Source organism: Spirillospora sp. NPDC052269, assembly GCF_040679435.1.
GTDB lineage: Bacteria > Actinomycetota > Actinomycetes > Streptosporangiales > Streptosporangiaceae > Spirillospora.
On record NZ_JBFAUU010000004.1, the window covers coordinates 404,675 to 421,235 of the forward strand.

The following is a 16,561-nucleotide window of genomic DNA, read 5'->3' on the forward strand; positions in this document are numbered from 1 at the left end:
CCGTCGCGGGTCAGCGGACGACGTCCACCGGGGTGCCCGGGGGGACGCGGCGGAGGCGGAGCAGGGATCTGTTGTGGAGGCGGATGCAGCCGTGGGAGATGCGGGCGCCCCGGGTTCCGATGGCCCGGTCGCCGCCGAGGGGGCCGTGGATGCCGATGACGGCGTCGCCCGAGCGCTCCCAGTTGGAGATGCGGCGGGAGTGGGCGGACGTGACGAGGATGAAGGGGCCGTACCCGTTGTTGGGACGGGGTGGGCCCTGGCGGAAGGCCACGAAGAACCTGCCGGTGGGGGTCGGGTCGTCGGGAGCTCCCACTCCTGCCGGCGCCGACATGATGCGGCGGCCGTCCTTGTAGAGGTTCAGGTGCTTGCTGGAGAGGTCGATGACGATGCGGTAGGGCGTGTTGCCGAGCTTCACGTCCTCGTTGCGGAGCCAGGTGGTCGAGCCGTTCGGTCGCTGTGCCAGGCGGACGCGGACCCAGCCGGGGCGTGTCTCGATCACCGGGAGCGCGGAGGAGCGGCCGAACCAGCGGGACCGGATCTTGCCTTTCGCACGCTTTCCGGGACTGGCGTACCGGTGCGCGTTGGTGTTGAGCGTGGCCACCTGTGTGCCTGCGGCCTTGGTCTGGCCTCCGGTGCCCCCTCGCTGGAACGCGTCCGCGGGAGAGGGGAAGCCTGCTGCCAGCACGGCGGCGGTGACTGTCGCCGCCGTGCCGATGAGAAGTGCCTGGGGTAGCTGCGCCATGGTCTCGTCCGTCATCCGGTTACGGGTACGTGGCCGTAGGCAACCACCTTGGCGGGCCTGGAGGCCACTGGGACACGGGATGCCGGTGGTGTTCCCTTGGCAATGGCACGGTTTCGCACGACCAGGCTCCTGAGGTCCTTGGCGCGGATGCGGTAGGTCGCGGTGCAGGTCATGGACTCGCGCGGCGCGAGGTTCCGCTTCGGGCACCGGATCGCGGACAGGCCGTGCAGCTTGTCCTCGATGCGGACGTTGTCGAGGGCGACGGTTCCGGTGTTGGTCACCCGGTAGGAGTAGTGGAGTGTCTGGCCCACCTTGGAGAACGTCTTGGGACGCACCTTCTTGTGGATGGTGAGCCCGGGCTTGGTGGTGCCGTGGACGGTCGCCTCGGACGGCCCCGACTGTGTTGGTGTCGTCGCGCCGGGCGGCGTGCCGTGGGCGGTCGCGACGTTGCGGATCGAGCCGCGGTTCACGTCGTCCTGGGTGGTGGTGTAGGTGGCGGTGCAGGTTTCACTGTCGCCCGGCGCGAGCGTCGTCCGCGGGCAGGTGACGCCTGACAGGCCGTGGAGCTGGTCGGTGACGCCGACGTCGGTCAGCGGCACCTCGCCGGTGTTGGTCACGCGGTAGCTGTAGCGGATTTCCTGGCCTGCCTGGGAGAACGTCGTCGGGGCGGCGCTCTTGCGGACCGTGATCCCGGCCGTCGGGGCGGCGCCGGCGTGGACGGTGACCTCGGACGGTTCCGATTCCGTGGGCTCGGTGGCGCCGGGCGCGGTGCCTTGGGCGGTCGCGGAGTTGGTGATGGAGCCCGCGTCCACGTCCGCCTGGGTCGTGACGTAGGTGGCGGCGCAGTCGGTGCCCTCGCCGAGTGCGAGTGTTGTCGACTGGCACGTGACGGCGGAGAGGCCGGGCAGGTTGTCGGTGATTCCGATGCTGGTCAGAGGCACGTTTCCGGTGTTCGTGACGCGGTAGCCGTACGTGATCGTCTCGCCCGCGGCCGAGAAGGTCGTCGGGGCGGCCGACTTCGTGACGGTGATCGCAGGGATGGCCTCGATCTCGACGGTGACCTCGGACGGAGGCGACTCGATCGGCTCGCCTTCGGGCGTCGTGCCATGGGCGGTCGCCGAGTTGGTGATGGAACCGTTGGCGACGTCCTGCTGAGTGGTCGTGTACGTGGCGGCGCAGTCGGTGCTCTGGCCTGGGTCCAGCGTTGTCAGGTCACAGGTGACGGCGGAGACGCCGGGTAGGGCGTCGGTGATTCCCACGCTGGTCAGCAGCTCGTTGCCGGTGTTGGTGACGCGGTAGCCGTAGGTGATCGTCTGGCCGGCGGCCGAGAAGGTCGCCGGGTCTGCCGACTTCCGCACCGAGATGCTCGGCTGGTGGGCGACGGTCACGGTGACCTCGGACGGCTCGGACTCCGTCGGGGTCGTCGCGCCGGGCGGCGTGCCGTGGGCGGTGGCCGAGTTGCGGATGGAGCCGTTGGCCATGTCCTGTTGCGTGACCTGATAGGCGGCGGTGCAGTCCGTGCTCTGGCCTGGGTTCAGCGTTGTCAGGTCACAGGTGACGGCGGAGACGCCGGGCAGGTCGTCGGTGATTCCCACGCTGGTCAGGGGCAGATTGCCCGTGTTGGTGACGCGGTAGGTGTACGTGATCGTCTGACCCGCGGCCGAGAAGGTCATCGGGTCGGCCGACTTCGCCACCGTGATGCCCGGGTTCGCGACGGCGTAGACGGTGGCGTCCGACGGCGCCGATTCCGTTGGCGTCGTCGCGCCGGGCGCTGTGCCGTGAGCGATGGCCGTGTTGTGGATGGAGCCGTTGTTCAGATCGCCCTGCGTGGTGACGTAGGTGGCGGAGCAGTCCGTGGTCGCTCCCGGCGCCAGTGTCGTTTGCGGGCACACGGCCGCGGACACTCCCGGCAGATCATCCGTGATGCCCACGCTGTCCAGGGTCACGTTGCCGGTGTTGGAGACCTGGTAGGTGTACCTGATGGTCTGGCCGGGCGCCGAGTAGGTCAGCGGGTCGGCCGTCTTCAGGAGCTGGATCGCCGGGGCGGCGGTGGCCAGGACCGTCACGTCGGACGGGGGCGACTCGATCGGCCCGCCGGTGGGCGGCGTGCCGTGGGCCGTGGCCGAGTTGTGGATCGAACCGGCGTCCACGTCCGCCTGGGTGGTCGTGTACGTGGCGGAGCAGTCGGTGCTCTCGCCCGGGTTCAGGGTCGTCGCGGCACAGGTGGCCGTGGCGACGCCCGGCAGGTCGTCGGTGATGCCGACGCCGGTCAGCGGGACGTTGCCGGTGTTGGTGACGCGGTAGCCGTACGTGATCGTCTGACTGGCGGCCGAGAAGGTCATCGGGTCGGCCGTCTTCTGCACCGTGATGCCCGGGTTCGCGGACAGGGTCACGGTGACGTCCGACGGGCCGGACTCCGTGGGCGCCGTCGCGCCGGGCGCCGTTCCGCGCGCGGTCGCCACGTTGCGGATCGAGCCGTTGAGCACGTCCTGCTGGGTTGTGAGGTAGGTGGCGGCGCAGTCCGTGCTCTCGCCGGGGGCGAGCGTGGTCGCCTGGCAGGTGGCCTCGGAGACGCCGGGAAGGTCGTCGGTGATGCCGACGTTGTCCAGGGTCACGTTGCCGGTGTTGGTGACGTGGTAGCCGTACGTGATCGTCTCCCCCGCGGCCGAATAGGTCGTCGGGTCCGCCGACTTCTCGAGCGTGATCGCCGGGTTCGCGGGCGAGAAGATCGTGATCTCGGACGGGGGCGACTCGATCGTCCCGTGTGGGGCGGTGCCGTGGGCGGTCGCGGAGTTGTTGATCGCGCCCGCGTCCACGTCCGCCTGAGTGGTGGTGTACGTGGCCCTGCAGTCCGTGGCCTGGTCCGGGTCCAGTGTTGTCAGGTCACAGGTGACAGCGGAGAGGCCGGGCAGGTTGTCGGTGATGCCCACGCCGGTCAGGGGCACGTTGCCCGTGTTCGTGACGCGGTAGGCGTACGTGATCGTCTGGCCGGGCGCCGAATAGGTCATCGGGTCGGCCGACTTCGCGATCGTGATGCCCGGGTTCTCGATGGCGGTGACGGTGACGTCGGACGGGCCGGACTCCGTGGGCACGGTCGCGCCGGGCGCGGTGCCGTGGGACGTCGCGGTGTTATGGATCGAGCCGTCGTTCAGGTCCTGCTGGCTGGTCACATAGGTGGCCGAGCAGTTCGTGCTCTGGCCGGGCGCGAGCGTGGTCGACGGGCAGGTGGCCGTCGAGACCCCCGGCAGGTCGTCGGTGATGCCGACGTTGTCCAGCGTGACGTTGCCGGTGTTGGTGACGTTGTACTGGTACGTGATGGTCTGGCCCGGGGCCGAGTAGGTCATCGGGCTCGCCGACTTCTCGACCGTGATCGCCGGGTTGGCGGCCGCGGAGATCGTGACGTCCGAGGGCGGCGAGTCGATCGGCCCGCCGGTGGGCGGCGTGCCTTGGGCGGTCGCCGAGTTGGTGATGGAGCCCGCGTCCACGTCCGCCTGGGTGGTCGTGTAGGTCGCGGAGCAGTCGGTGCTCCCGCCCGGGTCCAGGGTCGTCGCGCCGCAGGTGACGGCGGAGAGGCCGGGCAGGTTGTCGGTGATGGCGACGCCGGTCAGCGGCACGTTTCCGGTGTTGGTGACGTGGTAGCCGTACGTGATCGTCTGGTCGGCGGCCGAGAACGAGTCCGGGGCGGCGGACTTCTGGACGGTGATCGACGGGTTGACGTCGGCGGTCACGGTGACGTCGGACGGTCCCGATTCGATGGGTACGGGAGCGCCGGACGGCGTGCCGTGCGCGGTCGCCGTGTTGTGGATCGAGCCGTTGTTCACGTCCTGCTGGGTGGTCGTGTAGGTCGCGGTGCAGTCGGTGCTCTCGCCCGGCGCGAGGGACGTGACCGGGCACGTGGCCGTGGAGACGCCCGGCAGGTCGTCGGTGATGCCGATGTCGTTCAGCGTCACGTTGCCGTCGTTGGTGACGTGGTAGCCGTAGGTGATGGTCTCGCCCGGGGCCGAGTAGGACATCGGGTCGGCCGTCTTCAGGAGCGTGATCCCGGGACTGGTGGTGGCGGTCACCGTGGCGTCCGCCGGGGCGGACTCCGTGGGCGCCGTCGCACTGGGCGCGGTGCCGTGCGCGGTCGCGACGTTGAAGATGGAACCGTTGTCGACGTCCTGCTGGGACGTCACGTAGGTCGCGACGCAGTCCGTGGTCTCCCCCGGGTTCAACGTCGCCAGTCCGCACGTGACCGCCGACAGTCCTTGCAGGTTGTCGACGACACCCACACCGCCCAGGGGCACGTTGCCCGAGTTCGTGAGGTGGTAGGTGTACGTGATCGTCTGGCCCGGCGCCGAGTAGGTCGTCGGGTCCGCCGACTTCTCGAGCGTGATCTCCGGGTTGGAAGCGACGTACACGATGGCCTCGGACGGCTCCGATTCCGTGGGCTGGGTCGCGCCGGGCGCCGTGCCGTGGGCGGTCGCGACGTTGCGGATCTGGCCGTTGATCAGGTCGTTCAGGGTCGTCGTGTAGGTGGCCGTGCAGTCGGTGCTCTCGTCTGGCGCCAGGGTTGTCTGCTGGCAGGTGGCCGCGGACACGCCGGGCAGGTCGTCCGCAATGCCGACGTTGTCCAGCGTCACGTTGCCGTCGTTGGTGACGTGGTAGCCGTACGTGATCGTGTCGCCGACGGCGGAGAAGGTCGTCGGTTCGGCGGTCTTCCGCACCGTGATCGCCGGGTTGGCGGTCGAGGAGATCGTGACGTCGGACGGAGGCGACTCGATCGGTCCTCCGGTGGGGGGTGTGCCGTGCGCGGTGGCCGAGTTGTGGATGGAGCCCGCGTCCACGTCCGCCTGGGTGGTCGTGTAGGTGGCGGTGCAATCCGTGCCTTCTCCGGGCGCCAGCGTCGTCGTGTTGCAGGTGATCGCGGACAGGCCGGGCAGGCCGTCGGTGATGCCGACGTTGTTCAGCGTCACGTTTCCGGTGTTCGTGACGTTGTAGCCGTACGTGATCGTCTGGCCGGGCGCCGAGTAGGTCATCGGGTCGGCCGACTTCGCGACGGTGATCCCCGGGTTGGACTCGGCCGTCACCGTGACGTCGGACGGCCCGGACTCCGTGGGCACCGTCGCGCCCGGCGCGGTGCCGTGCGCGGTCGCCGTGTTGTGGACGGAGCCGTTGTTCAGGTCGTCCTGCGTGATGACGTAGGTGGCGTGGCAGTCCGTGCTCACGCCTGGCGCCAGGATCGTCTGCTGGCAGGTGGCCGTGGACACGCCGGGCAGGTCGTCCGCGATGCCGATGTTGTCCAGGGTCACGTTTCCGGTGTTCGTGACGTTGTAGCCGTACGTGATCGTCTGGCCGGGCGCCGAGTAGGTCATCGGGTCGGCGGTCTTCTGGACCGTGATCGCCGGGTTGGCGGTCGCGTAGATCGTGAGGTCCGCCGGCGGCGAGTCGATGGGAACGGTCGCGCCGGGCGGGACGCCGTGCGCCGTCGCCACGTTGTAGACGGCGCCGAAGTCGACGTCGTGCTGGGTCGTCCGGTAGGTGGCGGTGCAGTCCGTGGTCTCACCCGGCGCCAGCGTCGTCTGCGCGCAGGTGGCCGTGGACACGCCGGGCAGATCGTCGGTGATGCTGATGCCGTCGAGCGTCACGTTGCCGTCGTTCGTGACGTGGTAGCTGTAGGTGATGTCCTGGCCCGCGGCGGAGAAGGACGGCGGGTCGGCGGACTTCGTCAGGCTGAGCGCCGGGTTCGGGACGGCGAGGACGGTGGCCTCCGACGGGCCGGACTCGATGGGCACGCCGTTGGGCGGCGTGCCGTGCGCGGTCGCGACGTTGTAGATCGAGCCCCTGTCCATGTCCGCCTGCGTCGTGATGTACACGGCCGAGCAGTCCGTGCTCTCACCGGGGTTCAGCGTCGTCGTGGCACAGGTGACCGGCGGCAGGCCGTTCAGGTCGTCCGTGACGCCGACGTTGGTCAGTGGAACGTTCCCGCCGTTGGTGACGTGGTAGCTGTAAGTGATGTTCTGGCCCGCCGCGGAGAAGCTGGTCGGATCGGCCGTCTTCTGGATCGTGAGTTCAGGGTTGATGACGGCGTTGACGGTGGCCTCGGACGGCGCCGACTCGATCGGCGCCGAAGCGCCGGGCGGGAAGCCGTGGGATGTCGCGGTGTTGTGGATGGAACCGGCGAGCAGGTCCTGCAGGGTCACCGTGTAGGTGGCGTGGCAGTCCGTGCTCTGACCCGGCGCCAGCGTCGTGGCATCGCACGAGATCGATGACAGGCCGGGCAGATCATCGGTGATTCCGACGTTGTCCAGCGTCACGTTTCCCGTGTTCGTGACGAGGTAGCCGTACGCGATGGTCTCGCCCTCGGACGAATAGGTCGAACGGTCGGCCGTCTTCATGACCGTGATGTCCGGGGTGGCGGTGGCCAGAATGGTGACCTCGGACGGAGGGGACTCGATCTCCGTGCCGCCGGGCGGCGTTCCGTGGGCGGTCGCCGAATTGTGAAGGGAACCGGCGTCCACGTCCGCCTGCGTCGTTCGGTAGGTGGCGGTGCAGTCGGTACTCGCTCCCGGCGCCAGGCTCGTCTGGCCGCACGTGGCCCCCGACAGGCCGGGCAGGTCATCGGTGATGCCCACGTTGTCCAGGGTCACGTTTCCGGTGTTCGTGACGTGGTAGCTGTACGTGATGTCCTGGTCAGCGGCGGAGAAGGAGTCCGGATCGGCCGACTTCGCCACGGTGATGCCCGGGTTGGCCTCGGCGGTCACCGTGACGCTGGACGGTCCGGACTCCGTGGGCTCGGTCGCACCGGGCGCTGTGCCGAGTGCAGTCGCCGAGTTCTTGATGGAGCCGTTGTTCAGATCGCCTTGCGTCGTTCCGTAATAGGCGTGGCAGTCCGTGCTCTCATTCGGCGCCAGGGTCTGCCGATCACACGTCACCCCCGAAAGTCCTGGGAGGGGGTCGTTGATTCCCACATTGTCCAGGGTCACGTTTCCGGTGTTCGTGACGTGGTACTGGTACATGATGATCTGGTCGGGAGCGGAGAAGGTCATCGGGTCGGCCGACTTCACGACCTCGATCGCCGGGTTGGCGGTGGTCAGAATGGTGACGTCCGCCGGCGGCGACACGGTCGGATCCGTCGCGCCGGGCGCGAAGCCGTGCGCGATCGCCGAGTTGTGGACGGACCCGGCGTCCATGTCCTGCTGGGTCGTCACATAGCCCGCGGTGCAGAGCGTGCTCTGCCCCGGCGCCAGCGTCGTCTCCTGGCATGTCACGGGTGACATGCCGTCCAGGTCGTCCGCGACGCCGACGTTGGTGAGGGTCACGTTCCCGCTGTTGGTGACGTAATAGCGGTACGTGATGCCCTGGCCCGGCCCGTCGAAGTGGTCGGGATCGGCCTCCTTCGTGATTCCGATCGACGGCTCGGCCGGGGCCCTGATGGTGTTGTCCGCCGGACTCGAGACGGCCGGCTCAAGGGTGACGGGATCGTTTCCGTAGGAGTACGCGACATTGTGGACATATCCGTTGTCCACGTCCTGTTGCGTCGTCGTGTAGGTCGCGGTGCAGTCCGTGCTCTGTCCCTGGCCCAGCACCGTCGTGTCGCAGGTGATCGAGGACAGGCCGGGCAGGTCGTCCTTGACGCCCACGCTGATCAGCGTCGTGTTCCCGGTGTTGGTGACGCGGTAGTGGTAGTTGATGGTCTGGTTCGCGCCGGTGAAGTTGTCCGGGACGGCGTCCTTCAGGATGCCGATCGAGGGCGCGGGGGCCTCGGTGAACGTGACGGTCGACTCGCCCGGCGGGTTCAGGCCGAAGAGCTGGGTCATGTTCGAGGCGTTGTTGAGGAAGGTTCCGGCGGCGTCGGACGTGACGTCGACGGCGAACCTGCAGGACGCCTGGCCCGCGTTCAGGAGACCTTCGGTCAAGGAGACCTGGGTGTCGCCGGGGTTGGCGTTGACGATCCCGGCGGGGCAGTCCGTGCCGGCGTTGGCCGGGTAGGCCACCTTCATGCCGGGTGGCAGCGTGTCGGTGAACGACCAGCCCTTCTTGGCGAGCAGGTCGTCGGTGTTGGTGATGGTGAAGAGCAGCTGCACGGGGCGGGTGGCCTGCGCCGTGTCGACCATGAACTCCTTGTCGAGCTGCGGCGTGACGTCCAGCAGCTTGACGTCGTCGAACGCGTGGTCGTTGCCGGCGCCGCTGCCCTGGGCGTTGGTCATCTTGATGCCGACGCTCGTGCCGCTGTAGAGCATCGGCATGTCGCTCATGAAGGTGCCCGCCCAGAACCCCGGTGAGATCTGGGGTCCGTTCGCGCACGCGTCGATGGGCCTGCTGGTCACGGGGGTGTCGGTCGCCCCCTGGGTCAGGTAGAGGTTGAGCAGGGCGTGGTTCGGGTTCACGTCGCAACTGGTCTCGGACACGTTCAGCGAGGTCGCGAGGAACCGGCCGTTCGGCCCGGCGAACGGGATCTCGTGTCCGGTCTGGAACTCGATGTGGTTCGGCCCGGGGTTGCCGCTGTTGACATGCCCGTTGGTGTAGGCGCTGACGGCATGGTTGGCGCTCGTGGGGTTCGTCTGGTTGAGAACGCCGAGCGACTGGGCGAGCTGCCGGACGTGGTTCCACGCCTGGGCCCCCGGGGTGCCGGGACCTGTTTGAGGATCACAGTCGGCCACCTGGGGCGCGACGGCCGCGTTGCCACCGGCCGGGTCGTCGTAGGCGGCGATCCAGCCGTTGCAGTTCTGCAGCCACGGCAGCTCGGCCGTGTACGTCATGCCGGACGTGCCGGTGTAGCTGGTCAGCCGGATGGGCAGGGTCGACTGGCGGTTCTCGAAGTCCTCGTAGAACGCCACCTTGGGCGGCTGCGGCACGCCCGGCATGCCCGGCGTCGTCGCCGGGATGACGGGCCTTCTCATCGCGGCGTCCGCCCGGCTCCGACCGGTCGCCGCGGGCATGACCGCCGTCGACAGCAGCACGCAGCAGACCGCGGCGGCGGTGAACGCCCGAGTCCTGGTCAGCGCGCGGAACACCCCGCGATGTGGACCGCCCACGTCTCCCCCAGACGCCAGCATGATCAATACGGAGCGTGATCTACCCGCTACCGATCACGGGGAACCTTCGCGCCACAATCCGGAGGACCGCATGTTTTCGCTGGTCAGGGGCGTTTTGGACAACATCCACAGAAACGGGGCGAGGGCCTGGTCCCGGGATCGGGAGCAGGCCCTCGTCAGCTCTCTGAAGGACGGTCGGCGCCAGGTCTCAGCCGGTCACCGCGCCGGTCTCAGCCGGTCACCGGGATGTGCCTGTAGGCGACCGCCTTGGCCGGCCTGGACACCACCGGGACGCGCGAACCCGGCGGCGTCCCCTCGGCGACGGCGCGGTTCCGCACGGCCAGGGACCTCAGGTCCTTGGCACGGACGCGGTAGGTCGCCGTGCAGGTCATCGACTCGCCGGGCGCCAGCGTCCGCTGCGGGCAGCGGATCGTGGACAGGCCGTGCAGCCTGTCGGCGACGCTGACGCCGTCGAGCGCGACGGTCCCGGTGTTGGTCACCCGGTAGGCGTAGTGCAGCAGCTGCCCCACCCTGGAGAAGGTCTTCGGACGGACCGTCTTGCGGATGGTGAGCCCCTGCTTGGCGGTGCTGTGCACGGTCGTCTCGGACGGACCGGACTCGATGGGCTGGTCGGAGCCGGGCGGCCTGCCGTGCGCCGTCGCGACGTTGCGGATCGAGCCGCGGTTCACGTCGTCCTGGGTCGTCCGGTAGGTGGCCGTACAGTCCATGCTCGCGCCCGGCGCGAGCTCGGTCTGCGGGCAGGAGACGCCCGACAGGCCGTGCAGCCGGTCGGTGACGCCGACGCCGCTGAGCGGCACCCGCCCGGTGTTGGTCACCCGGTAGGTGTAGCGGATCTCCTCGCCGGCCTGCGAGAACGTCGTCGGGGAGGCGCTCTTGCGCACCGATATCCCCGTCTCATTGGACCTGGCCTCGACGGTCACCTCGGACGGCCCCGACTCCGTGGGCTCGGTCGCGCCCGGCGTAGTGCCGACGGCGACCGCGGTGTTGTGGATCGAGCCGCGGTCCACGTCCGCCTGCGTCGCCGTGTAGGTGGCGGTGCAGGTGGTGTCCTCACCCGGCGCCAGGGTCGTCGCCTCGCAGGTGACGCTCGACAAGCCGGGCAGGGTGTCGGTGATGCCGACGTCGTTCAGGGTCACGTTCCCCGTGTTGACCACGTGGTACCGGTAGGTGATCGTCTCGCCCGCGGAGACGGTGCTCCTGTCGGCCGTCTTCGTCAGGGTGAGGCCAGGAGCCGCCTGGGCCACCACTGCGACGGAGTCGGGCTGCGACTCCACCAGGTTGGCCGAAGCCGGTGGATAGCCTTGGGCGACCGCATAGTTCACGACGGAACCGCGTTCCAGGTCGGCCTGGGTCGTCGTGTAGTTGCCCCTACAGCTCGCCACCTCACCCGGCCCCAGCGTCGTCCGGTCGCAGGTGATCCCCGTCAGGCCCGGCAGATTGTCGACGACCCCCACGTTGCTCAGGGTCAGGTTGCCCGTGTTGGTCACGAAGAAGCCGTAGGAGATCGGCTCACCCGCGGCGTCGAAGGACAACGGATCGGCCCACTTCTCGATCGCGATCGACGGGTTGGGCGTGGACGGGATGTAGGCGTCCGCCGGAGGCGAGTAGAGGAAGCTGCCGTCGGGTGTCGTGCCGTACGCGTTCGCGACGTTGAAGATGATGCCGCTGTCCACGTCCGCCTGCGTCGTGGTATAGACGGCGGTGCAGGTCGTGCTCTGGCCCGGCGCGAGGGTCGTCGTCGGGCAGGTGACGGGCGACAGGCCGGCCAGGGGGTCGGCGACGCCCACGTTGTTCAGCGTCACCATCCCGGTGTTGGTGACGGCGTACGAGTAGTGGAGCGTCTCGCCCGCTGAGGAGAAGGAGCTCTCGGCGACCTGCTTGTTGATCGTGATCCCCGGTGACGCGATGCTCGGGATGGTCACGTCCCGTTGAGGCGACGTGACGGTCCGGCCGTCGATGGGATCGCGCCCGTAGGAGTTCGCCTGGTTGCGGATGTAGCCCCGGTCCAGGTCCGCCTGCGTCACGCTGTAGTTCGCGAAGCAGGACGTGGACGCCCCGGGCGCCAGCACCGTCGCGGCGCAGGTGATCGGGCCGATGCCGGGCAGGAAGTCGCCGACCCCCACGTCGGCCAGGGCGGTCTCCCCGGTGTTGGTGACCTGGTACCGGTACGTGATGGTCTGGCCGACATAGGCGATGGTCGCCTGGTCGGCCGTCTTGACCAGGTCGATCGAGGCCGCAGGGGGCTCGTTGAAGACGACGTCGGATTCGCCCGGCGGGTTCAGGCCGACGAGCTGGGTCATGTTCGAGGCGTTGTTGAGGAAGGTTCCGGCGGTGTCGGACGTGACGTCGACGGCGATCCGGCAGGACGCCTGGCCCGCGTTCAGGACGCCGCCGGTCATGGAGACCTGGGTGTCGCCCGCATTGGCGTTGATGGTCCCGGCGGAGCAGTCCGTGCTGGCGTTCGCCGGGTTCGCCACCCGCATCCCGGACGGCAGGGTGTCGGTGAACGACCAGCCGTTCTTGGCGAGCAGGTCGGCGGTGTTGGTGACCGTGAAGGTCAGGCGCACCGGCTGACCCACCCGGGCCGAGCCGGTCTCGAACTGCTTGTCGAGCTGCGGCGAGATGTCCAGCAGCCGGATGTCGTCGAACGCGTGGTCGTTGCCCGCGCCGCTGCCCTGCGCGTTGCGCATCTTGATGCCCACCGACGGGTCGGTCCAGAGCACCGGCGCGTCACCGATGAACGTCTCCGTCCAGAATCCCGGTGTGAGCTGCGTCCCCTGGGCGCACGGGTCGACCGACTGGGTGGCGACCTTTGTCTCCGCCGCCCCGTGGTACAGGTAGAAGTCGAGCAGGGCGTGGTTCGCGCTCACGGCGCAGTTCATCTCCGCGGCGTTCACCGAGAACGTCAGGAACCGGCCGTACGAGGCCAGCGGGATCTCCGAGCCCGTCTGGAACTCGATGAAGTTCGGCCCGGGGTTGCCGCTGTTGATATGGCCGTTGGTGAAGGCACTGACGGCATGGTTGGCACTCGCGGGGCTCGTCCCGTTGAGGACGCCCAGCGACTGGGCGAGCTGCCGGACGTCGTTCCACGCCGTGGTCCCCGGGGTGCCAGGGCCACCCAGAGGATTGCAGTCGGCCACCTGGGGCGCGACGGCCGCGTTGCCGCCGGCCGGGTCCGCGAAGGCGGCGATCCAGCCGTTGCAGTTCTCCAGCCAGGGTTGGTCGGCGGTGTACGTCATGCCGGTCGTGCCGGTGTAGTCGTTCAGCCGGACCGGCAGGGGCGACTGGCGGTTCTCGAAGTCCTCGTTGAACGCCACAGTGCCCGGCTGCGGTATGCCCGGCATGCCCGGCACCGTGGCGGGAGCGGCAGGCCGCCTCGTCGCCGCGTCCGCCCGGCTCCGTCCGGTCGTCGCGGGCATGGCCACCGTCGTGACCAGCACGCAGCCGAGCACGGCGGCGGTGAACGCTCTCGACTTGCTCAGGTGGCGGAACACTCCGCCGCGGCGTGGACCGCCCATGTCTCCCCCAGGCCCAGCATGATCGATACGCGGCGCAGCCTACCCACTACAGATCGTTGCGAATCACCCTTTGGGGGCCGGATGGCAGTCATGTTTACGCAGGTCAGACGAAGATGTGACGGTACTCAGTGCATGCCGAGGGCCTGATCCCACGATCGGGAGCAGGCCCTCGCGTGCCGTCGAGAGGACGGGTCGTGTCCGCCTTATCCGGTCACGGGAACCTGCGCGTAGGCCACCGCCCCGGCCGGCCGGGAGGCCACCGGAACGCGCGTTCCCGGCGGCGTTCCCTGTGCGATGGCGCGGTTCCGCACGGCCTTGGCCCTGAGGTCTCCAGCGCGGACGCGGTACGTCGCGGTGCAGGTCATCGACTCGCTCGGGGCGAGGGTCCGCTTCGGGCACCGGACGGCCGACAGGCCGCGCAGCTCGTCCTCGACGCGGACGTGATCGAGCGTGACGGCTCCGGCGTTGGTCACCCGGTAGGAGTAGCGCAGCGTCTGGCCCACCCTGGAGAACGTCCTCGGACGCACCGTCTTGTGGATGGTGAGCGCGGGCTTGGCGGCGGTGCCGTGGACGGTCACCTCGGACGGAGCCGACGTGATGGGCTCCTCGGCGCCCACCGGTGTGCCGAGCGCGGTCGCGACGTTGTGGATCGAGCCGCGGCTCACGTCGTCCCCGGTCGTCCGGTAGGTCGCCGAGCAGTCCGTGCTCTCGTCGGGCGCCAGCGTCGTCGCCTCACAGGAGATGCCGGACAGTCCGGGCAGGCCGTCCACGATCCCCACGCGGTTCAGGTCGACGTTGCCCGTGTTGGTGACGTGGTACCGGTACGTGATCGTCTCGCCCGCGGCGGAGAAGGAGTCCCGGTCGGCCGACTTCGTCAGGGCGATGTCCGGGCCGTGCTCGACGGCCACGGTGACGGAGGCGGGCGTCGACACCACGGGTCCGGACGCGCCCGGCGGGGTGCCGTGGGCAGTCGCGGCGTTGCGGACCGATCCGTGGTCCGCGTCGGCCCGGGTCGTCCGGTAGACGGACGTGCAGGTCGTGGACCCGCCCGGGGCGAGCGTCGTCTCCTCGCAGGTCACCGGCGGCAAGCCGGCCAGATCGTCCGAGACACCCACATCGCTGAGGGCCACGTTCCCGGTGTTGAAGACGCGGTACCGGTAGGTGATGTCCTGGCCGGGGCCGGTGACGCGGTCCGTGTCGGCCTCCTTCTCGATCCGCATCGACGGCTCGACGAGCCCGTTGATGTTGTAGCTCGCCTCTGGTGACCCGATGTACCTGGCCTCGACGGCATCCCACCCGATGGCGAGCGCCGTGTTCCTGATGTGGCCCCGGTCCACGTCGGCCTGAGCCGTTATGTACTGAGAGCGGCAGTCCATCGTCGCGCCGGGCGCCAAGGACGTGGTCGGACAGTGGACCTGCGATGGGTCGAAAATGTCGTCCAGGACGTACACGTTGGTCAGGGGCTGGTTCCCGTCGTTGGTCACGCGGTACCAATAGTCGAGGCGCTGGCCCGGGGCGCTGAAGGTGTTCTGGTCGGACCACTTCGTCAAGGCGAGCGAGGCGAGGGGGCCCTCGTTGAAGACGATGGTCGAGGAGCCCGTCGGACGAAGCATCCCGCCGACGGCGGTGATGTTCGAGGCATCGTTCGTGAAGGTGCCGGGACGGACCGCCGTGACGTCGATGGCGAACTGGCAGGAGCGCACGCCCGCGTTGATGATGCCCCCGGTGAGGGTGACCTGCCCGCCGTTGCCCCAGATGGCGCCGCTCTGGCAGTTCCAGTAGGTGCCGATCGGGCTCGCCACCACCATGCCGTCCGGAAGCGTGTCGACGAACGACAGGTTCTGCTTGTAGCCCAGGTCGTCGGTGTTGGTGATGGTGTAGTAGATGCGCACGCGGTCCCCCACCTGAGCCGTACTGGCCGCGAAGGACTTCTCGAGCCGTGGCTCGGTCTGCGCCACCGCGGCCGGGGCGACGGGCTTCCGCGTCGCCGCGTCCGCCCTGCTCCGGCCGGTCGCCGCGGGCATGACCGCGGTCGACACCAGCGCGCCGCAGAGCGCGGCGGCGAAGAACGCTCTCGTCCCGTTCAGGTGGCGGAACACTCCGCCGCGGTGTGGACCGCCCATGACTCCCCCAGGCCCGACATGATCACTACGCGGCGCACTCTATCCGCCACAGATCGTTGCGAGCGGCCCATTCAGGGGCAAGCGAAAGCCATGTTTCCGCAGGTCGGACGCCCTCCAGCGGGTCAGGTCCAGAGCTGGCGCAGGCGCCAGGCGGGCGCTGGGTCCGACACGTCCGGGGCGGACGCGGTGACCTCGGCGATGGCCAGGGCGCCGGTGGGCGTGGTGACCTGGAGCCGCAGGAGGCGCGGGGCGCCGGGCGGCTGCCATTCGGCCATGACGCGGCGGACGCCGAAGTGGCTGCCGTCCGGGCGCGTGAGGCGGACGGGCCGCCCTGACGCGTTGGTCACCGCGGTGACGGATTGGTCGAGGTGCATGGCCTCATACTAGAACACCTGTTCGACGTTGGCCGGTATTGGTTGCGTGTCGTTGGTGTCCCGGCAGCCCCGGACGTTGATCGTCAAGGACCGGCTCCTCAGGGGCGGGCGGCCAGGGTGGCGACGACCGTGGCGGCGAGTTCGTCCAGGTAGGCGCCGGTGGGGGCGGTGCGCAGGACGGTCAGCCGCCAGTAGAGGGGGCCTGTCAGCAGGTCGAGCGCGAGGTCCGCGCCGGCCGTCTCGGCGCCGCCCCCTTCCAGCTCGCCCCGCTCGACGGCCCTGCCGAAGACCTTGGACGTGATGTCGCGCTGGGTGTCGCGGAGCGCCTTCTCCAGCGTCCGCGCGATCTCGGGATTGCGGGCGGCCTCGGCCAGCAGGTCCGGGACGATCTGGGCGGCCAGCGGGTGCCGGAGCGCGCGACTGAGGATCTTCAGCAACGTCCGGACGTCCCCGAGCAGGGAACCGGTGTCCGGGACGGGGATGCGCAGCGCCGCCACGGCGGAGACGGCGTCGATGACGAGTTCCAGCTTGGACGGCCAGCGCCGGTACACCGCCGTCTTGCCGACCCCGGCGCGGCGCGCGACGGCCTCGACCGACAGGCGGCCGTAGCCGGAAGCGGCGAGTTCCTCGAAGACCGCGGCGCGGAGGGAGTCGGTGATGTCCTCGCGCAGGACGGCGGCTCCGCTCGGGGCGCGGCGAGGTCGGGGCTGGGTCGTCATGGACGCCGAGCCTATCCCGAGTGGACGGAACGGTTGCGTTCCGTCCA

Annotated in this window: 6 protein-coding genes; all 6 read right to left on the reverse strand. The window is 69.4% G+C overall.

Features of this window, described 5'->3' with window-relative positions:
• Positions 1-10: 10 nt before the first annotated feature.
• The 6 genes from AB0L06_RS10850 to AB0L06_RS10875 all read right to left on the reverse strand — a co-directional run bounded on the left by AB0L06_RS10850 (position 11) and on the right by AB0L06_RS10875 (position 16,514).
• On the reverse strand, positions 11-757 hold the full coding sequence (locus AB0L06_RS10850) for a L,D-transpeptidase (protein WP_500230748.1): 747 nt from the start codon (positions 755-757) through the stop codon (positions 11-13).
• Positions 754-9,759, reverse strand: coding sequence for a CLIPPER-2 domain-containing protein (locus tag AB0L06_RS10855; protein WP_500230749.1), 9,006 nt, complete (start codon positions 9,757-9,759; stop codon positions 754-756). Before AB0L06_RS10855 ends, AB0L06_RS10850 begins: the two co-directional genes overlap by 4 nt.
• Before the next feature lie 230 nt (positions 9,760-9,989).
• The gene (locus tag AB0L06_RS10860; protein WP_500230750.1) at positions 9,990-13,298 is read right to left on the reverse strand and encodes a CLIPPER-2 domain-containing protein; all 3,309 of its coding nucleotides are present in this window, start codon (positions 13,296-13,298) and stop codon (positions 9,990-9,992) included.
• Positions 13,299-13,501: 203 nt separating this feature from the next.
• On the reverse strand, positions 13,502-15,421 hold the full coding sequence (locus AB0L06_RS10865; RefSeq protein ID WP_500230751.1) for a CLIPPER-2 domain-containing protein: 1,920 nt from the start codon (positions 15,419-15,421) through the stop codon (positions 13,502-13,504).
• A gap of 122 nt (positions 15,422-15,543) precedes the next feature.
• Complete coding sequence (locus tag AB0L06_RS10870) at positions 15,544-15,795, reverse strand: hypothetical protein (RefSeq protein ID WP_500230752.1); 252 nt, start codon at positions 15,793-15,795, stop codon at positions 15,544-15,546.
• Positions 15,796-15,893: 98 nt separating this feature from the next.
• Positions 15,894-16,514, reverse strand: coding sequence for a TetR/AcrR family transcriptional regulator (locus tag AB0L06_RS10875; RefSeq protein WP_500230753.1), 621 nt, complete (start codon positions 16,512-16,514; stop codon positions 15,894-15,896).
• Between the last annotated feature and the right edge of the window lie 47 nt (positions 16,515-16,561).